Below are 18,111 nucleotides of genomic sequence, written 5' to 3' on the forward strand. Positions count from 1 at the left end.
CCCGGTAGGCGGCGCGCAGCGGGCGTACCCCGGTCTGGGGGCCGATGACGCCGTCGGGAGCGGGTTTGGGACGGCGGCCGGCGAGGCGGACACGCAGGAACACGAAGCGCGAGACATGGCCGCTTTGGAACCCTTGCGCCAGGTGACCGTGACCGCTTGGCCCCGTCCGGCGGCCAGAAGCATGTCGAGCGCGAGCTGCCACTTCGGCCGGTGGTGCTCCCCGTCGGGGATCCGGCACCGGGCCCGCCGGCCGACGGCCTGGGCCCCGTCCCAGATGCCGGACAGAAACAGCCGCCAGGACAGCGGGCAGGAAGCGGTGTCCGATGCCGCGTGGATACTGACCTCGATCTGGCAGTTCCCGACCTTGCCCAGGGTGCCGGAGTACTGCCTGGCCACCCCCGGGGAGGACACACCGTCCTTCGGGAAACCGGTGTCATCCACCACCCACACCTGCGGCCGCACCACGCTCACCGCCCGCAGGGTCGGCCCGGCGCGAATCGTGTCCACCGGCCAGGTCGAGGAGGTCATGAACTGCTGTAACTGCTGGTGGTCCACACCCAGCCGTCCCGCCATAGGCCGCATCGACTCCAACCGGCCCCGGCACAAAGCGAGTTCATCCACCCTCATACCAGCAGGAAACCGCCACAGCGACCACCTGCCCAGAGACATAACCCAGAGACATAACAAAGCACTACTAGTCTTCTGAGTCAGGAGTTCCATCTATAAATGTAGACTTGGGTCGCCGCTCGCGACGTCGAGACCGGCTGCTACGTCCTGACCACGATGGCACTCCAGACCCTCCTGCGCGGCTTCCCAGAGCCAGCCGCTGACATGGCTGAGGCCGCCCACGAACGGGGCCGGGGCCATGCGGCACCCCGCGTTCTCGGGTTCGCGAAGCTCGCCGAAGCACGCGCCCACGCAAAGGCCGGCAACGGCCGGGAAGCTGTGGCCGCCCAGGCCGCGTCCGAGAAACATCTTGAGTCGATCAAAAGAGGAACCCACGATCCCGTGCGCCTGGCGTACTTCGGTCAGGAACGCCTCGCAACGGACGCGGTGACCGCCGCCGACATCCTGACCAAGGCTCTCCGCCGCACCACCCACCCCCGCAGCCAGTTCACTGCTGCACCTGCGCCTGGCACGCGCCCAAGCCGCGCTCGACGAACGCCGTGCCACCCTGCACTCCCTGAACACGGCAGAACGCCTGCTCGGTGCCGGTGACGCGGGCGACATCCCCGCCTGGTGCTCATGGATGTCGCCGGCCGACCTCGCCGTCGACTCGGGCCGCTGCCTGCTCGACCTCGGTGGCACCGCTCAGGCACACAGCCTCATCGCCGAAGGTCAAGCTCTCCTGCCAGCCAGCCAGCCGCGACAAGACCCGCAGCATCTTCTTCGCATACCGAGCGCAGGGGCACCTCAGCCGTCGCGAACCTGAGGCCGCGGCTGCCGACCCCCTCGAAGCTCTCCACCTGGCCGAACGGATCGGAGCACCGCGGTGCGTTCAGCTCGTCCGCGATCTGGCTACGGCCTTCACTCCTCACCGGACGGCGGAAGGCGTGGCTGAACTGCTGCACGCCGTCGAATAACCGGGCAGGGAAGACACATAGATGCTGCCGCTGTCAGACCTTCGTCCGGCTTCTGGGCGTGGCCGCCCGGCCCGTGTCGCGGGTCGGGCGGCCGTCGCGGACGGCACAGGCTTTTGGGTGACCTCCGGTCCTCGGGCGGTCACCCGTCGGCCTCTCAGCCGGTGACGCTGTGCGAGCCGTTCTCGATGTGGCCGATGTACTGGCGCGACCATGACGAATCGCCGCTGACCTTGACCGTCAGGTCGTACCAGCCGTTGCTCTTGTCCAGCGGGTCGACCGTGTGGGTCACGTGCCCGCGCGCGGGCACGTGGTGTGTCACCGTCCGGTCCTTGAGGTACTGGTCTGAGCGGACCGTGAAGGTGACGGACTGGTGGCCGTCGTTGGTCAGCCGCAGTACGAGCACGTCTCGCTCACCGTGACTGTGGCCCTTCCGCTCGTACCGCGCCTCGACCTGTGCCGTGCTGCCCTCGCGGTCGAGGTCGCCGGTGAAGCGGCGCAGGAACCGGTTGGGTCCGAGGACGGTGATGTCGTACGCGGAGTCGTTGTCGTCCTTGCCCACCGGCGCGGTTCCGGACACGGTCCGCGACAGGTTGTGTGAGGCGTCGACCGTGTACTGACCCGGGAATTTGGCCGGGTAGTCGGCCAGTGAAGGCGAGTCCGCACGGTTGTTGTATACGGAGAAGTGGCTCGCCCTACTGACGTGCGGGCCGTTGTTGCTGAACTCCAGCTTCGCCGTCGCGGGCTTGCCGTGCTGCCGGGTGAAACCGACGAGGTTGGCGTTGGGCTGGTAGGGAAGCGGCCGGGCCTTCTTGGTGCCGCCCTCCTGCTTGGGCATGGTGTTCGTGGTGACCGGCGGGTCGTAGTCGACGTCGTCGCCGATCGGTTCGAGGCTGGGCAGTCGGGGCAGGCCGTAGACCGGTGACGTGAAGTCGAAGGCGCCGGTGAGGTCGCCGCAGACGCGACGTCGCCACGCGCTGATGTTCGGGCTGATCGCCGGCTTGCCGAGCGCGGTGGACCACTTCTCCATGAACTGGATCACCGAGGTGTGGTCGGAGACCTCGGAGGTGACCCAGCCGCCGCGCGTCCAGGGCGAGAGGAGCAGCAGCGGCACGCGGAAGCCGAGGCCGACCGGGGCGGGCTGGGTGAAGCCGTAGTTCGACAGGTCGGTGCCCGCGACGAATTCGTCCTTCTCCCCGGGGGCCGGGACCGGCGGCGCCACGTGGTCGAACTGGCCGTCGTTCTCGTCGAAGTTGATGATGACCAGCGTCGAGTTGAAGACCTCGGGGTCCGCGTTGAGGGCCTTGAGCACCTCGTGGACGTAGTACGCGCCGTCGGTGGGAGCGCCGTCGGGGTGCTCGGAGTAACGCTGGTTGGTGACCACCCAGGAGACCTGCGGCAGCGTGCCGGCCAGCACGTCCTTCTTGATCGCCTCGACCAGGTTGTCGGCGTTGCCGGTTTCCGGGTCGTTGGGTTCCGGCACGGTGGCGACACCGTTGTCGTAGTAGACGTTGCCGGGTGTCGCAGTGCCGCCCTGCGAGGGGTCGTACTGGGCGAAGGTCTTGAAGTATTCCAGGGCGTTGTCGCCGTAGTTGTCGCTGCCCTGGTAGACCTTCCAGGTCATCCGGGCCTTCTGCAGGGTCTCGGCGTACGACTCCCACAGGAGGTTCTTGCCGAGTTCGTCACCGCCGCTGTAGGCGGTGTAGCCGCTGTACTTGTTGGCCGCGTCGATGGTGCCGCCCCAGTGGTAGGTGCGGTTGGGGCCCGTCGCGCTGAGCACCGAACAGTGGTACGCGTCGCCGATCGTGTATTCGTCGGCCAGGGCGTAGTGGAACGGCAGGTCTCTTCGGTCCAGATAGCCGAGGGTGGTCGGGCCGCCCTTGCTCACGTACCAGGCGTTCATGAGGCCGCCGTACCAGGCCGTGTGCTGGGACTCCCAACTGTGGTCCGTCCCGCCGTAGTTCTGGGCACCGACCTCCGAGCTGGGCGGCTGGTGGCCCGCCGGGTAGGCGGATACGGGCGCTGCCGCGAGGCGCCAGGGGTACTGGGTCCCGGTCAGGCGCTGGCCGGGGCTTGAGAGGGGCTGTTCGAAGACGGACAGGCCGCCGGGCAGCTGGGCGGTGGAACGGTCCCCGAAGCCGCGGACGCCGCGCAGAGAGCCGAAGTAGTGGTCGAAGCTGCGGTTCTCCTGCATCAGGATGACGACGCGCTTGATGTCGCGGATGTCGCCGTGCGGCTTCCGCTGGTGGGCCGGGGCGGCGGCCTCGGCTGCGGACGCGCTCACACCGCCGACGGCGGCGGCACCGGTGATCGCGGTTGCCGCGCCGATGAAGTCTCTGCGGGACAGGCCTGACATGGCTCAAAACCTCCGGAAGAGTGAGGGGGCTTCGCGAACCTATGGACCCGTCCGGGCGTGCAAGAGACGAAGACGTGAATACCGGCTGAAATAATCAGATTTTCGTGGCCATGTCGCCGTGCCGCCGCCTTGAGGCCGGCGTTTTCCGGCCGTCCACTTCGCCATCACCTGGCCGGTGAGCGCCCCGGGTGGGGGCTCCACCATCGGCGAGCGGGTGATCGCCGTTCTCACCATCACTGGGGACACCGCGAAGTTGCGGTTCTCTCCGAAGTAGGGCGAGCGGCCGTTTCGCGGGCCGCCGGCACCGCCCCGGCCGGGGTGAGGCTGATGGTGCTGGAGCCCAGGCCGTAGCGGGGGCCACGGAACAGCGCCCGGTGGCGACGCGTCGGGAGGACGGTCCAGTGCAAGAGCCGGAAGGTGGTGGCGGCTTCGCACGGGCACCAGGTGTCTCTGGCAGGTTCTTTCGGGACCACCGCAGCAGGTAGTTCGGGCTCCAGGTTGTGGCAAGTTGATCTGGCTTCAGCTACCCCTCGATGCTCCTGGGCATCGCAGTGTCGGTGGTCCCTCGTACTCTGCGCGGGTGAGCGTGAATGGTGAGTACCTGCGTGTAACACCGGCCGAGCTGGCCAGGGCAGTCAAGGACCCGGAGTGGGCGTTCGAGTACGTCATGGAGGTCATGGAGACAGACGGCATCAATGACGTCGCTCCCTCGGATGCACGGCAGCTGACGACCCACAAGGCGTTCGACGCCATCGCATTCCTCCTCGAACGCGCGAGTTTTCCCGTCGACATCGTTCATGGCGAGCAGACGTTCACCAGCGAGGACTGGGGCTACGGGCCGGCCAAGTACCTGGATGCGGACCAGGTGGAGCTCGCTGCCGGAGCCCTGGCCGGCTTGTCCTTCGAGGACTTGATCCGGGAGGTGGGCCCCGAGCAGATGACGGCCGCGCAGATCTACCCGCTCCTCTGGGATGAGGCCGACGCCCTGGAATGGGTGCGCGGGTGGTTCGGCCGCTGGCCCCGTTCTTCGGCGCCACTGCCAAAGCAGGCGAGGCCATGCTGGTCTGGCTCGACTGCAGCGTGCAGTTCGGCGCCCTGGACGACATCACCGTGCGTGAGCTGGGCGAGGAGGTGGTGATCGAGGCCGAGGGGCATCATCTCGATGCGGCCACCGGTGATCCCTTCGACATCCGCTACCTGTGGATCATCGCGCGGCGCGACGGCCTCGTGACCCGGCTGAAGGACTACATGGGGCCGCGGTGTCCCGCTGGTGGGGCAGCCTGATGCGCGTCTTCATTACAGGTGGCACCGGCTTCATCGGCTCCGCGGTCGTGCGCGATTTGATCGAGTCGGGGCATGAAGTCCTGGCCCTGGCCCGCTCGGAGGCTTCGGCGGCTGAGCCACGGCGGCGTTGACCTCGTCGAGAAGGATCACCAGCCTCGGTCCGACGCGCCGCGGTTCACCGGCAGCCGCACCGTCAAGCGTTGCCGCCCCCGCCATGAGCGTTACTCCCCCTGATGACGACGGCCGCGGCGCCATGCTCACCGATGCTCTCACCAAGGGTGTCGGTGGCGCCGTGAAACCGGTGTCGGACGCGCGGGGCACGCGCCGTACACAAGCGGCGCCTCCTCCCATACACGAAGAGCTTGCCGCTCACGTGGCCTGGAGGTGCGACGTTAGGTCCTGGCCGACGTTGACGCCCGGCAACAGCAGGTGGCTGCCGGACGGCACGCCGAGCCGGTCGTGGGCCGTCCGGGTTGCCTGCGCCACACGGTGGACCGCGACGCCGGGCTCCTATCGCTGACGCGGCGGAGCGGGCTGGGGTTCGCCGGTCCCTCGTCGTGTCGTCGATGGGAGCGGACGCTCAAGCCCGGAAAGCGACGACACGGTCCTGACTGCCTGTCGGCGGGCGAAAGGCGCGGCGGACGGCGCCGTCCGCTCCCGGGCGGGTCTCGACTGGACCGTGCTGCGCCCGGGGCGGCTGACGGAGGATTCCGGCAGTGGAATGGTGCGTCTCACCGTTGCGAGGGCGTCCGGCGCCGTGCCGCGCGACGATGTGGCCGCTGTGGTGGCTGCGCTGCTGGACTCGCCGGAAACGGCAGGCTTGACGCTGAACCCGGTCAGTGGCGACATGCCGGTGACGGAGGCGGTCCGGGCGGCCGGCCGGATCTGACACCTGACGGGCCGTGTCGCCGCAAGGTCGTCTCCTTCTTCGGGCTGTTCTCGTGCTGCCTGCAAGCCCACGGGGTGACATGAGCGGGCGGGCGTTCGCTGCGAAGACGCTGCGGGCAGCAATCGACTCAGCTCAGGTCGACTGCCTGGGGCGCAGGACACCATCAGGGTCATAGCGCTTCCACAGGTCGGTCACACGGGTGCCGGTCGGTCCTGGGTAGGCGCGTGCGAACGCCGCTTCATCGCGAGCACTCTCGAAGTTTATGTAGGCGCCGTCGGTATGGGGGGCGATGGGCTTCCACGCGGCGGCCAGTACGGCGCGTTCGTTTGGCGGGAACGCCGAGGCTATGGCGAGAATGTCCTGGTGACGGTGGGCGAATGCCATACTCGAGGGAGCAAGATCGTGGGTGGCACCGCCGAGCGAGCGCAGCTGCACAAAGGCCGGGTTGGAGCCGCTGGTTACCGTCACCAGAGCGCGTGCTGCTTCGGGGGTCAGACCGGTGAGGAGCCCGTTAGTCGTGCGGGTCGGCATCTGCCCGGTATTGGGGTGCGGATGGAACCGTGGGACCAGCTCCGTGTAGGGGACGATCCGGGCCTGCTGGACCGTCACGTCAGCGATCCCGAGGAGCGGCTGGAGGGCCTCGCGGATGACGGAGAGTCTGTCCGATGCCACGACTGCGGTGATGAAGGCAGCGGCGGTGGAATCTTGTGAGGAGAGCGTTACGGCTGTCGACAGCTCACGCGGTGCCTGCGCGATGACGTCGGCCCAGCGCCGTAGCGTCTCCCCGGCTGGGTCCACCGGCGAGAGCATCTGCGCGTAGCCGACGTTGCGGAGTTCCATGGCTTCGATCTCGAAGGCGACCGCAATGCCGGCGCCCGCTCCAGCGCCCCGCACAACCCACAGTAGGTCCGGCTCGGTTGCGGCATCGGCACGCACAACTGTTCCGTTGGGTAGAACAACTTCGACGGCACGAACGTGGTCGATGGTGAGGCCGTACTGCCGTACCAGCCAGCCGACGCCGCCTCCGGTGGCAATGCCACCGACGCCGACGTTGCCGTGGTCACCGGAGCTGATCGCGAGCCCATGCGGCGTGAGCGCCTCAGCGACCTCGGCCCAGCGCGCTCCCGCTTCAATGCGGACCAGGCGGGAGCCGCGGTCGATGATCTCGATCTGGTTCAGCGCACGCAGATCGATCACGAGGCCACCGTTGTTGGTTCCGCTGCCGGACAGGCCGTGCCCGCCGCTGCGGATGGCCACCTGCAGCCCGGCCTCCTGGGCCAGCCGTAGTGCTGCCGCGATGTCATGAGAGGACTCGGGCAGGACGACGGCTGCAGGGCTACCTACCGTGGTGTAGGTGGATCGGAACCTCGGATAGCGCTGGTCGCTGGGGCTGACCACCTTGCCCGCAAGCTCTGCTGGGATGGTGCTGAGGTTGCCGTTCATCGCACGCTCCGGATGGCGTCGACACGTTCGCGCACCGCGGGTACGATCTCGCCGCCGAAGAGCGTGAGCTGGTGCTGGGGGTCAGTGGCGGGCCAGAAGATGAACGTGTCGAAGCCGAGCTCCACCACCCATTGGGTGAGGGTGTCCACCCAACGTCGCACATCGCCGACGAGTCCGGGCCCCTCTCCGTGATCTCCGATTACGCCGATCACGTTGTAGACGCGCCGAAGTTTTGTCGGGTCCCGGCCTGCTTCGACAGCCGCTTCGTCGATGATCTGCTGGCGCGAGGGCACCTCGAGGGGCGGGACATATATGTTGAGCGGGGAGATCCATCCGTCGGCCAGTCGGCCGGTAGCGGCGAGCATGTGCGGTTTCTGGGCACCGAGCCAGAGTCCGACGGGTTTTGGGGTCACCGGACCAGCGTGATAGCCGCCAATGGAGTGATAGGGGCTGTGTAGCCGTACGACGCCTCCGGCCAAGGCGGTGCGCATCAGTTCCACCGACTCCGCAGCGAATGCCACAATGTCCTGGCCGCGTCGCGCCGGCCCGCCCATTGATGCGATTGCGTCGGGAATACCGCCCCCGCCGACACCGAGCTGGATTCGCCCGCCCGTGAGTGCGCTGAGCGACATAGCGGCCTTGGCAAGCATCACCGGGGGGCGAAGCTGCATGTCGGCGACGTCGGTGAGGAAGGAGATTTGGTCGGTGAATGCCGACAGATGCGAGATCAGGGTCCAGGCATCCAGGTGGCCGGCCTGGTAGGGGTGGTCCTGAACGGCAAGATAGTCCAGGCCGAGGTCCTCCGCCGTCCGTGCGAGCCGCCGGGTTTGATCCCAGGCCCCCTCTGAGGGATCAAGACTCATTCCGAAGGAAAGCGGTCGTTTGTAGTCGGTCATGTATCCAGAGTGTGGCGACCCATGCCTCTTGCAAAGCTGCAAGTAAGGTGCTAACACTTTGTAAGTGCAATCAATCAATGACGACACCTGCCCGAGCTTCGAAGGCACTCTTGAGCTCATCGGCCGCCGCTGGACCGGCTCAGTGGTACAGGCCGCCGCCCGAGGCGCTCGGCGCTTCGGCGAGTACCGAGCAATGATCGACGGGATCTCCGATCGGCTCCTCTCTCAGCGATTGAAAGAGCTCGAAGCTGCGGGCCTCATCGACCGGACCGTTGTCCCCAGCACACCTGTGCAGATCCTCTACCAGCTCACAGCGGAGGGCCAGGCACTAGTGGTTGCCCTGCAACCTCTCTCACAGTGGAGCCTGCGGCGGTCGGGCTCCCGGGTTACCAAAGAAGTCCCGGTGGGTTAATCGAATCTGCGCATTCACCTCCCGGCCGGCCTGACCAACGAGGGCAGCCGAGCGGCCCTGAGCCCGTCCGGCTAACGGCCTCGCCAACTCGAAGCGTCCAGCCCACGCAACGGACCAGTGCCGCACTCGCCGCGGTGGCGAGCTGGGGCCGCAACCGGGCGCAGACGTGGCTGCGGCGGCGAACGATCTCACAGTAGGCCAGGCTTTTCGCCCAGGCGAGCGCGCCGCAAGCTGCGCTGCGACGGTGGGCTCACTGCTGGAGCGGAACCACGCACCACCGGGCTGAGGCGCATGCAGGCAAATCACGCGCGAGGCCTCCAGAACCAGCATCCGGCCGGCGCCTTACTCCACCCTCTTCGCAAGGAGTTTTCCGACTTGGCGCGAGAGCGGAGCGGTTTCATCCGCAACGCATGAATTACCGCTGGCCGTCGCACGGCAGGCGGTAATTCATGTAGCCCGTTACGGGTGCTTATGCGGATGCCCGCAGCGCAAGCTCCTTTGCCCTGGCTTCCGCCCGCTCGATGGAGCGGGCGCGGGACGTCTCGTACAGGGGAACCAGTTCGGCCATCGCCGGATTGTGCGGGGCCATGGTGAGCTCCGGAACGATGAAGTCGAGCTCCATGCCCAGCATCTCGTCAAAGACGGCTTCCAGGTAGTTCTGTACGTATTCGGATCCCTCGCGGGGGGTGCCCGGCGCGTAGGAGCCACCGCGGCTCGCGATGACTGTCACTGGCGTGCCTTTGACCGAAGGATCATCCCCTACGGTGCGACCGAACAGGATGATGTTGTCCAGCCATGCCTTCAAAGTCGAGGGGATCGTGTAGTTGTACATGGGGGCGCCGATCAGCACTGCGTCCGCCAGTTCCAGTTCCTCGATCAATCGGACTCGGCGGGAGAACGCATCCGCCTGCTCGGGCGTACGGTCGCCAGGTTCAGCAAATCCTGCGGTATGGGCGTCTGCCGTGATGTGCGGAACGGGCGACACCGCGAGATCCCGGTAAATCACGTTCCCATTGGGGTGCTGCTCTTGCCACGCGTGGCGGAAGATGCCCGCCACGGACCGGGAGGTAGATGCTTCTCCGGAGAATACGGAGGAGTCAATGTGCAGCAGAGTGGCCATTCTGTTCTCCATGATGGTGGTTGTGTCAACTGCCGCAGGTTCAAAACGGTCGGTTTCGCGTGACGTTGTGAGAGCAGGCATGGATTCACAGTGCGCCGCTCCGAAAGGGTCCGCAAAGTCCGCGTAAGTTGCTTACTATTGGTAAGTGGATGGCCAATGTGTGGGCCCTGGCCATCGCCCCTGTTCTGGTCCTCGGAAGAAGGACCCGGCCGCGGGCCGGAAGAACAGGGGGGGCGGTCGGCCCATCAGCCACGAACACCGTCGAGCGCCTGATCGACCAGTTGAAAAATCTGGCAGGGCATCGCCACCCGCTACGACAAGACCCCTCAGCCCCACCTTGCTGGCTTGCGCCTCGGCGCCGCCGCCATCTGGATCATGGACCGATCGTAAATCACCCGATACGCCCAGATTTAGGGGTTAGTTGGCGGCGCATGTTAGCGACCGGCCGGAAGGGCGCCGCTCCCGCCGTGAGTGCCGATCGGCCGCCTGGGAGTCAGGGAACTCATCGACGGTCGCGCGCACACCCGTGCGGCGCCGTAAGGACACGGCACGAACAAAAGGGAATTGCGCGCTGTCCGCGTGGTGTTCAGATGCGGTCGGCGCAGTCGCGGTGTTCATTGTGGTGCGCTGCGGGCACGGCGGCCGGGGTGTCCCGGCCCGCGTCCACGCACAGCGGCCTGCTCAGGCAGTTGCTGCGGGGTAAGGAAGGTCGGGACGCCGAACCAGCGGCCTGTGTATCGATGCCCGAAGCGTCAGGACCTCCACCAGTGTTCCCGCCCTCAGCCAGGGGGGGGCGACGCGGGTAAGAAGATCGTGGGCAGGAAGCGGAGCTGGCGCGGTCGGTCTTCTCCTCGCTGTTCTGGTCACCGCGGCGAGCGTGCAAGAGCCCGGACACAGCGCCCGCGCGCAATAGGGCCTGAACCACGTACGCGCTCCCTACGTGGCTTTCGTGAACGATGACCGCAGCCGGAAGCGAGCTGCCTTCAGTGAAGTGCTCAACACGGCAGTTGAGAATGGGTACTTCGCGGAGAACCCCCTCAACGGGATCCGGCGGAAGCCTCCAGCGGGCAACGAGGAGGTGGACCCGGCAGTGTGCCAAATCCGGCGCAGGTTGCCCGGCTCCTCACTGGCCTCGAGGCTGCCAAGCGGCCCTACGACCTGCGCCATGCCGGGATCTCCTTTTGGCTGTACTCCGGCGTGGATCCGGCCGAATGCGCTCGCCGAGCGGGGCAGAGTATTCAGACCCTGTTCCGCTACTACGCGAAGTTTCTGGACGGCGTGCAGGAGCAGGCGAACCGCCTCATCGAGCAATCGATGCAGGAGTGGGACAGGGCCAGCCGGAGCGCGGAGTCTGCGGAGCGGGTAGGGGATTCTGGTCCGTGACTGGTCCGGAAGAGCTGGTCAGGGCTGGGACAGCAGTAGAAGATATCGGCAGGTGCCTCGCAAACCGCCGCCGATGTCAACCGCCCCGTAAGCAAAGCGCCTGACCGGTAAAAGACCAGTTCAGGCGCCTTGTTCTGTGCCCCTAGAAGAATCCGAGCTTCTTCGCCGAGTACGACACCAGAAGGTTCTTCGTCTGCTGGTAGTGGTCGAGCATCATCTTGTGGTTCTCGCGGCCGATGCCCGACTGCTTGTAGCCGCCGAAGGCCGCGTGGGCCGGGTACGCGTGGTAGCAGTTGGTCCATACGCGGCCGGCCTGGATGGCGCGGCCCGCCCGGTACGCCGTGTTGATGTCGCGCGTCCAGACCCCGGCGCCGAGGCCGTACAGGGTGTCGTTCGCCGTTTTGATCGCGTCGTCGAAGTCGTGGAAGGCCGTGACGGCGAGGACCGGGCCGAAGATCTCCTCCTGGAAGATGCGCATGCGGTTGTCGCCCTCGAAGATCGTGGGCTGTACGTAGTAACCGCCGGCCAACTCGCCCTCGTACTCGATCTGCTCACCGCCCGTCAGCACCTTCGCGCCTTCCTGGCGGCCGATGTCCAGGTACGAGAGGATCTTCTGGAGCTGGTCGTTGGAGGCCTGGGCGCCGATCATCGTGTCGGTGTCCAGCGGGTTCCCCGCCACGATGGCCTCGGTGCGGGCCACGCCCGCTTCGAGGAACTCGTTGTAGTTGCCGCGCTGGATGAGCGCGCGCGAAGGGCACGTACACACCTCGCCCTGGTTCAGGGCGAACATGGTGAAGCCTTCCAGGGCCTTGTCGCGGAAGTCGTCGTCGTGCGCCCACACGTCGTCGAAGAAGAGATTCGGGCTCTTGCCGCCCAACTCCAGTGTGACCGGCTTGATGTTCTCGGAGGCGTACTGCATGATCAGCCGCCCCGTCGTGGTCTCGCCCGTGAAGGCGACCTTGGCGACGCGCGCGCTGGAGGCCAGTGGTTTGCCCGCCTCCACACCGAAGCCGTTGACGATGTTGACGACGCCCGGCGGCAGCAGATCCGCGACCAGGCTCATCCAGAGGTGGAGGGAGGCCGGCGTCTGCTCCGCGGGTTTGATCACGACGGCGTTGCCGGCGGCCAGCGCGGGCGCCAGCTTCCATGTCGCCATCAGGATGGGGAAGTTCCACGGGATGATCTGCGCCACGACGCCGAGAGGCTCGTGGAAGTGGTACGCGACGGTGTCGTCGTCCAGCTCGCTGAGCGACCCCTCCTGAGCGCGCAGCGCTCCCGCGAAGTAGCGGAAGTGGTCGATGGCGAGCGGGATGTCGGCGGCCAGGGTCTCCCGTACCGGCTTGCCGTTCTCCCAGGTCTCGGCGACGGCCAGCTCTTCGAGGTGGGACTCCATCCGGTCCGCGATCCGGTTGAGGATGTTGGCCCGCACCTCCGCCGAGGTCTTGGCCCACGCGGGCGCCGCGCCGTGCGCCGCGTCCAGGGCGGCCTCGACGTCGTCGGCGGTGCCGCGGGCGATCTCGGTGAAGGGGCGGCCGTTGATCGGGCTCGGGTTCTCGAAGTACTGACCGCGGGCCGGCGGTACGTACTGGCCGCCGATCCAGTGGTCGTAGCGGGACTCGTACGACACGATCGCGCCTTCTGTGCCGGGCGCTGCGTAACGGGTCATCTCTGTGGCCTCCCGGAATCCGCGCCGCCCGCCGTTGGACGACGCCCGAGGCCGAGGCTAGGGAAGGGGAGGTTGCGATCACGTTGCGTCGCTGATGGGGAGGCGACTCGGCGTGGGTCAGGCCGCCTTGATCATGTCGGCGCACTTCTCGCCGATCATCATGGTCGTGATGCACGGATTGACGGCGGGGAGGAACGGCATGATCGACGCGTCGGCCACCCGGAGCCCGGTGACCCCCTTGACCCGCAGCATCGGGTCGAGCGGCGAGTTCGCGTCGTCCGGCGCGCCCATCCGTACCGTACCGGCCGGGTGGTAGACGGTGTTGTGGGTGTCGCGGATGTACGAGAACAGCTCGTCGTCCGAACGGATCGCGGGCCCCGGGGCGAGTTCGGTGCCGGCCCAGTCGGCCATCGGGGCCTGCGCCGCGATCTCGCGGGCGAGCCGGAGGCCGTACGTCATCACCCGGATGTCGTGCTCGTCCGTGAAGTAGCGCGGGTCGACCCTCGGCTTGTCCCGGAAGTCACGGGTACGCAGCCTCACCGTGCCGACGGACCGTGCGCGGGTGACGTTGGGGGTCAGACAGAACGCGTTCTCGCTCGTCGGGAAGCCGCGCCGGTAGGTGTTCATGTCGAACGGCACGGATCCGTAGTGGAACATCAAGTCGGGCCGGTCCAGGCCCGGTTCGGTGTCAGCGAAGATACCGATCTCCCACCACTGCGTGGACGAGGTGACCATCGGCTGCTTCGCCTCCCACATGATCACACCCTCGGGGTGGTCCTGGAGGTGCGAACCGACACCCGGGGAGTCCACCAGTACGTCGATCCCGCTGTCGCGCAGATGCCCGGCCGGTCCGATGCCGGAGAGCATCAGCAGCTTCGGTGAGTCGATGGACCCGCAACTGACGATCACCTCCCGCCGCGCCGCGACCGAGCTGCTGTGGATGGTGTCGGGTTCCAGGTACTCGACGCCCGTGCAGCGCCGGTTGTCGTCGAACAGCAGGCGTTTCGCCTGGAGTTCGGTACGGATCTCAAGGTTGGGGCGCTGGCCCAGGATCGGGTGCAGATACGACACGGAGGCGGACGAACGGGTGCCGTCCTCGCGGCCGTTGATCTGGAACCAGTGTGCCCCGCGCACCACCGTCGAGCCGGTGTTGAACGGTGTCGTGGGGATACCGGCGACGGCGCACGCCTCCAACAGGGCTCTGCCGCAAGGGTCGTGGGGAGGAACCGTACGGATGGTGACCGGCCCCGAACGGCCGTGGTGATCGCCGGCCGCGTCGTTGGTCTCCAGGCGGCGGTAGAGCGGGAAGCAGTCGGCGGCGCTCCACCCCGTACAGCCGAGCGCGGCCCACTCGTCGAGGTCCTCGGCCGGTGCCCAGAAGGCGATGCAGGAGTTGTGCGAGGAGCAACCGCCGAGCACCTTGGCGCGTGCGTGCCGCATAAAGCTGTTGCCGTTCTCCTGCGGCTCCACCGGATAGTCCCAGTCGTAGCCGGTCTCCAGCAGGGCCATCCACCGGTCGAGCCTCAGCACACTGTCGTCACCGACGTCCGAGGGGCCCGCTTCCAGTACGCACACGGTGACCGACGGGTCCTCGGTCAACCGGGCGGCGATGACCGCGCCGGCGGTGCCGCCGCCGACGACCACGTAGTCGAACTCCTGCACAGGGGGCTGGGGGACGGACATCGCTGCTCCAGTTCGGTCGTTCGCGTACGGCGGGCGGAAGCGGGGGACAGGGCGCGGAGACGGGGCACGGAGGCGGGGATTCAGGGGGTGGTCGTGGGTCCCACGGGCGGTACCTCGTCCCCCGGAGCCGCCCTGGCCGAGTCGATGATCTGGATCCGGCCGCGCTTGACGAACCAGTAGTAGGCGAAGCCGGCCCCGGCGATGATCCCGATGTACAGGAACGCACCCCACTGGAGATACCAGTGGTGCGGCCCGGTCCCGTTGTAGACGGCGCGGCGCGGCCAGGCGAGGTTGATCGACATCGCGCTGCCCCAGAACACGGCCAGGATGTTCACCGGCAGCCCGAACTTGCCGAGCGAGAAATGGCCCGGGGCCGGCTGCCACTCGCCGCGCAGCCGCCGCCACAGCATGGGACCCGTGACCAGCAGATAGGCCAGGTAGATCATGATGATCGCGATGCTGGTGACGACCGAGAAGATCTGCGGCTGGTCGATGTTGAGCACCAGGATGCCGATCGCGACCAGCCCGATGACGACCGCGGGGAGGACCGGTGTCTTGAACCGGGGGCTGACCCGGGCGACCAGCGAGGACGCCGGCAGGCAGTTGTCCCGCGCCATCGCGAAGGCCAGCCGGATCCCGGCGGCTTGCACGGCCAGTTCGCACACCGTGATGGCGATGACCACGCACCACAGCACGATCTCCCCGATGGTGTGCCCCAGTGCGGAGAGCACCACGAACTGCAAGCCGTCCACGGAGAGCTGCTTCGATGCCAGGTCGGGTACGGCGAGCAGCGCGAACAGCAGGATCAGCCCGCCGATCAGGAACGACGCGCACAGCGCGCGCAGGATCGCCCGCGGCGCGTTGCGGCTGGGGTTCGTCGACTCCTCGCCGAGCGAGGACGCCGTGTCGAAGCCGTACATCACGTAGGCGGAGGCGAGCGAGGCCGTGAGAAAGGCGCCGAAATAGCCCAGTGGCTCGCCCTTCCCGAAGCCGTGGGTCTCGACGATGGCGCTGGGGCCGCGTGTGATGTGCGCGGCCAGCAGCCCGATCAGGACGACGGCGGCGATCAACTCGATCAGCACACCCGCCGAGTTGATCCGGGCCATCAGTTTCACACCGAAGGCGTTCACGAGGGTCGTGAAGATGATGAGTACGCTGCCCAGCAGCACCGCGTTCTTGGCCGAGTCGGTCCCGCCCGTGCTGTTCCCCACGAACTGGAACGTGGACGAGATCTGCGGCAGTGTGACCTGGTAGGCGAGCGCGACGGCGGCCAGCGACACCATCGTCGCCGTGACCATCATCCAGCCGCCCAGCCAGCCGATGTGCGGACCGCCCAGCTTCTTCGCCCAGTTGTAGATCGAACCGGCGACGGGGTAGCGCGCCGCCAGCTCGCAGAAGCAGAGGGCCACCATGAGCTGGCCCACGAACACCATCGGCCAGGACCACCAGTAGGCGGGCCCACCGAAGCTGACGCCGAAGAAGAAGAGCTGGAAGGTGCCGGTGAGGATCGAGATGTAGCTGATGCCGGCCGCGAAGGTGTGGAAGTTGCCGAGGGTCCGCTTGAGCTGGGGCTTGTACCCGAAGTCCTCCAGCGACTCGTCGTCCGACGGGCCCTGCGCCCCGGCAGCCGGGCCGCCTTCGGACGGCCCGCCCTCCGTCGGACGGCCACCCGTACTCATTCGAACCACCCCAGCCGACGCGGGGAGAGGTTACGCCACACGTGTTTGGCCTCCTGGTACTCGGCGAGTCCCGCGGGGCCCAGCTCACGGCCGAAACCGGACTGCTTCATCCCGCCCCACTCCGCCTGGGGCACATACGGCTGGAAGTCGTTGATCCATACGGTGCCCGCGCGCATCCGGGAAGCGACCCGGTGCGCCTTGCCGACATCCCCCGACCAGACCCCTCCTGACAGCCCGTAGACCGTGTCGTTGGCGAGCGCGACCGCCTCGTCCTCGTCGCGGAACCGCTCGACGGTCAGTACGGGGCCGAACGACTCGTCACGCACCACGGACATCTCCGAGCGGCACTCGTCCAGCACCGTCGGCAGGTAGTAGAAGCCGTCGGCGAGCGCCGGGTCGTCCGGCCGCGCGCCGCCGCAGCGCAGGACGGCGCCCTCGGCCAGACCCGCGTCCACATAGGCCTCGACCTTCTCGCGGTGCGCCGCGGAGATCAGCGGCCCGGTCCTCGCGCGCTCGTCGAAGGGCCCGCCGATGGGGATCGCCCTGGCCCTGGCCACCACGTCGTCGACGAACCGGTCGTGCAGCGAGTCCTCGATCAGCAGCCGGGCGCCCGCCGAGCAGACCTGGCCCGAATGGAGGAACACCGCCGTGAGGGCGTAGTCGACCGCCGCCTCGTAGTCCGCGTCGGCGAAGACGACATTGGGGTTCTTGCCGCCCAGCTCCAGAGCGATCTTCTTGACGGTCGGAGCGGCGGCGGCCATGATGCGCCGCCCCGTCACCAGACCGCCGGTGAACGACACCATGTCGACCCCGGGATCCTCGGTCAGCGGCGCTCCGGCGCTCGCCCCTGCTCCCAGGATCAGGTTGGCCGCGCCGGGGGGCAGTCCCGCCTCGGTCAGCAGCCGCATCAGCATGATGGCGGTGTGCGGGGTCAGCTCACTGGGCTTCAGCACGAAGGTGTTCCCCGCGCCGAGCGCGGGGGCCACCTTCCAGGCGGTCTGGAGCAGCGGATAGTTCCACGGCGTGATCAGTCCGCACACGCCGACCGGCTCGTGCACCACCCGGCTGTCGATGCCGGGATCGCCGGTGTCGACGATCCGGTCGGTGCCGCCCGCCGCCGTCAGACTGCCGAAGTAGCGGAAGCAGTTCGCGATGTCGTCCATGTCGTAGCCGCTCTCGACGAGCCGTTTCCCGGTGTCCAGGGATTCGGCTCGGGCGAGCGCGGCCTTGTCACGTTCCAGCAGGTCGGCGACGCGCGACAGCAGTCTCCCGCGCTCGGCGGCCGGGGTGGAGGGCCAGGGGCCGCGGTCGAACGCCTCCCGCGCCGCGGCGATCGCCGCACGGGCGTCCTTCGGCCCCGCCTCGTCGACGGTCGCGACCAGTGTCCCGTCCGCGGGGCAGTGGATCTCGCGCTTCCCCCCGTCGACGGCGGCGATCCACCGGCCACCGATGAACAGCTCCGGCATGCCAGGCTCCTCCGGTTCGGATGCGGCACCCGCCGGCCGCCCCGCCCGTTCGCGCCGGTCACGTCCTGAGGTGCTCTGTCAACCGACAGTAAGGAGAACGAGCCACCTTCGCAGCGTGGGAGGGGCAGCCGGGGGCCTCCGGTACCCGGTCTCCAGGGCGCGCCGGGCTCACGCACCCTGGCAGGCGTCGAGGTCACGGACCCGCGCCAGCGCGTGCGGCCGCTGCCGTACGGGGAGCGCCGCCGCCAGCGCCC

The 18,111-nt window shown here is 67.7% G+C and carries 13 protein-coding genes and 5 pseudogenes; 8 read left to right on the forward strand and 10 right to left on the reverse strand.

Features of this window, described 5'->3' with window-relative positions:
• From QR77_RS39870 to QR77_RS39885, 3 genes are all read right to left on the reverse strand, one after another.
• The coding region (locus QR77_RS39870; RefSeq protein ID WP_236711013.1) for a transposase at window positions 1-573 on the reverse strand (573 nt) is incomplete at its 3' end.
• A gap of 147 nt (window positions 574-720) precedes the next feature.
• Entirely contained in the window at window positions 721-1,173 is a 453-nt protein-coding gene (locus QR77_RS39875) for a hypothetical protein (RefSeq protein WP_150130520.1), read from the reverse strand.
• A 564-nt stretch (window positions 1,174-1,737) separates the two neighbouring features.
• Window positions 1,738-3,936, reverse strand: a complete 2,199-nt coding sequence (locus QR77_RS39885) for a phospholipase C, phosphocholine-specific (RefSeq protein ID WP_040026797.1) — start codon at window positions 3,934-3,936, stop codon at window positions 1,738-1,740.
• 580 nt (window positions 3,937-4,516) lie between these two features.
• Between QR77_RS39885 and QR77_RS39890 the strand changes: the two genes are divergently transcribed.
• The 4 genes and pseudogenes from QR77_RS39890 to QR77_RS44570 all read left to right on the forward strand — a co-directional run.
• The gene (locus QR77_RS39890) at window positions 4,517-5,074 is read left to right on the forward strand and encodes a YfbM family protein (RefSeq protein ID WP_052489449.1); all 558 of its coding nucleotides are present in this window, start codon (window positions 4,517-4,519) and stop codon (window positions 5,072-5,074) included.
• Window positions 5,047-5,220 carry a hypothetical protein gene (locus tag QR77_RS49625; RefSeq protein ID WP_236711015.1) on the forward strand — a complete coding sequence of 58 codons (174 nt, stop codon included), beginning with the start codon at window positions 5,047-5,049 and terminating at the stop codon, window positions 5,218-5,220. The genes QR77_RS39890 and QR77_RS49625 overlap by 28 nt, the downstream gene beginning before the upstream one ends.
• Window positions 5,220-5,330, forward strand: a pseudogene (locus QR77_RS44565) (NAD-dependent epimerase/dehydratase family protein); the annotation flags it as partial. The gene QR77_RS49625 and the pseudogene QR77_RS44565, both read left to right, overlap by 1 nt.
• Before the next feature lie 370 nt (window positions 5,331-5,700).
• Window positions 5,701-6,109 (forward strand): annotated as a pseudogene (locus QR77_RS44570) (NAD(P)H-binding protein); the annotation flags it as partial.
• Window positions 6,110-6,241: 132 nt separating this feature from the next.
• Here the strand turns inward: QR77_RS44570 and QR77_RS39905 are convergent.
• Both QR77_RS39905 and QR77_RS39910 read right to left on the reverse strand, forming a co-directional pair.
• Window positions 6,242-7,552: an FAD-dependent oxidoreductase gene (locus tag QR77_RS39905; protein WP_052489450.1), complete on the reverse strand. Its 1,311-nt coding sequence runs from the start codon at window positions 7,550-7,552 to the stop codon at window positions 6,242-6,244.
• Complete coding sequence (locus QR77_RS39910) at window positions 7,549-8,448, reverse strand: LLM class flavin-dependent oxidoreductase (protein WP_040026798.1); 900 nt, start codon at window positions 8,446-8,448, stop codon at window positions 7,549-7,551. Before QR77_RS39910 ends, QR77_RS39905 begins: the two co-directional genes overlap by 4 nt.
• 64 nt (window positions 8,449-8,512) lie before the next feature.
• Between QR77_RS39910 and QR77_RS39915 the strand changes: the two genes are divergently transcribed.
• Complete coding sequence (locus QR77_RS39915; protein WP_052489452.1) at window positions 8,513-8,860, forward strand: helix-turn-helix domain-containing protein; 348 nt, start codon at window positions 8,513-8,515, stop codon at window positions 8,858-8,860.
• A gap of 469 nt (window positions 8,861-9,329) precedes the next feature.
• On the opposite strand, the gene QR77_RS39920 is transcribed toward QR77_RS39915, so the two are convergent.
• Window positions 9,330-9,980: an NAD(P)H-dependent oxidoreductase gene (locus tag QR77_RS39920; RefSeq protein WP_040026799.1), complete on the reverse strand. Its 651-nt coding sequence runs from the start codon at window positions 9,978-9,980 to the stop codon at window positions 9,330-9,332.
• Window positions 9,981-10,170: 190 nt separating this feature from the next.
• Between QR77_RS39920 and QR77_RS49630 the strand changes: the two are divergent.
• The 3 pseudogenes from QR77_RS49630 to QR77_RS39925 form a co-directional block, all read left to right on the forward strand.
• Window positions 10,171-10,370: pseudogene (locus tag QR77_RS49630) on the forward strand (IS5/IS1182 family transposase); the annotation flags it as partial.
• Between the two features lie 281 nt (window positions 10,371-10,651).
• Window positions 10,652-10,866: pseudogene (locus QR77_RS50115) on the forward strand (IS5/IS1182 family transposase); the annotation flags it as partial.
• A gap of 254 nt (window positions 10,867-11,120) precedes the next feature.
• Window positions 11,121-11,363, forward strand: a pseudogene (locus tag QR77_RS39925) (integrase); the annotation flags it as partial.
• Window positions 11,364-11,505: 142 nt separating this feature from the next.
• Here the strand turns inward: QR77_RS39925 and QR77_RS39930 are convergent.
• From QR77_RS39930 to QR77_RS39945, 4 genes are all read right to left on the reverse strand, one after another.
• Complete coding sequence (locus QR77_RS39930) at window positions 11,506-13,029, reverse strand: aldehyde dehydrogenase family protein (RefSeq protein ID WP_040026800.1); 1,524 nt, start codon at window positions 13,027-13,029, stop codon at window positions 11,506-11,508.
• A gap of 117 nt (window positions 13,030-13,146) precedes the next feature.
• Entirely contained in the window at window positions 13,147-14,712 is a 1,566-nt protein-coding gene (locus QR77_RS39935; RefSeq protein ID WP_040026801.1) for a GMC family oxidoreductase N-terminal domain-containing protein, read from the reverse strand.
• Window positions 14,713-14,792: 80 nt separating this feature from the next.
• Window positions 14,793-16,391: an amino acid permease gene (locus tag QR77_RS39940; RefSeq protein WP_040026802.1), complete on the reverse strand. Its 1,599-nt coding sequence runs from the start codon at window positions 16,389-16,391 to the stop codon at window positions 14,793-14,795.
• The gene (locus QR77_RS39945) at window positions 16,388-17,857 is read right to left on the reverse strand and encodes an aldehyde dehydrogenase family protein (RefSeq protein WP_040026803.1); all 1,470 of its coding nucleotides are present in this window, start codon (window positions 17,855-17,857) and stop codon (window positions 16,388-16,390) included. The genes QR77_RS39940 and QR77_RS39945 overlap by 4 nt, the downstream gene beginning before the upstream one ends.
• Between the last annotated feature and the right edge of the window lie 254 nt (window positions 17,858-18,111).

Origin of the sequence: Streptomyces sp. 150FB (assembly GCF_000818195.1) — a bacterium.
GTDB lineage: Bacteria > Actinomycetota > Actinomycetes > Streptomycetales > Streptomycetaceae > Streptomyces.

Excerpts from the sequence above, each read along its gene's own strand:
- QR77_RS39920 (WP_040026799.1), bottom strand. The coding sequence starts at position 9,980 with ATGGCCACTCTGCTGCACATTGACTCCTCCGTATTCTCCGGAGAAGCA.
- QR77_RS39885 (WP_040026797.1), bottom strand. The coding sequence starts at position 3,936 with ATGTCAGGCCTGTCCCGCAGAGACTTCATCGGCGCGGCAACCGCGATC.
- QR77_RS39930 (WP_040026800.1), bottom strand. The coding sequence starts at position 13,029 with ATGACCCGTTACGCAGCGCCCGGCACAGAAGGCGCGATCGTGTCGTAC.
- QR77_RS39945 (WP_040026803.1), bottom strand. The coding sequence starts at position 17,857 with ATGCCGGAGCTGTTCATCGGTGGCCGGTGGATCGCCGCCGTCGACGGG.
- QR77_RS39910 (WP_040026798.1), bottom strand. The coding sequence starts at position 8,448 with ATGACCGACTACAAACGACCGCTTTCCTTCGGAATGAGTCTTGATCCC.
- QR77_RS39940 (WP_040026802.1), bottom strand. The coding sequence starts at position 16,391 with ATGAGTACGGGTGGCCGTCCGACGGAGGGCGGGCCGTCCGAAGGCGGC.
- QR77_RS39905 (WP_052489450.1), bottom strand. The coding sequence starts at position 7,552 with ATGAACGGCAACCTCAGCACCATCCCAGCAGAGCTTGCGGGCAAGGTG.
- QR77_RS39935 (WP_040026801.1), bottom strand. The coding sequence starts at position 14,712 with ATGTCCGTCCCCCAGCCCCCTGTGCAGGAGTTCGACTACGTGGTCGTC.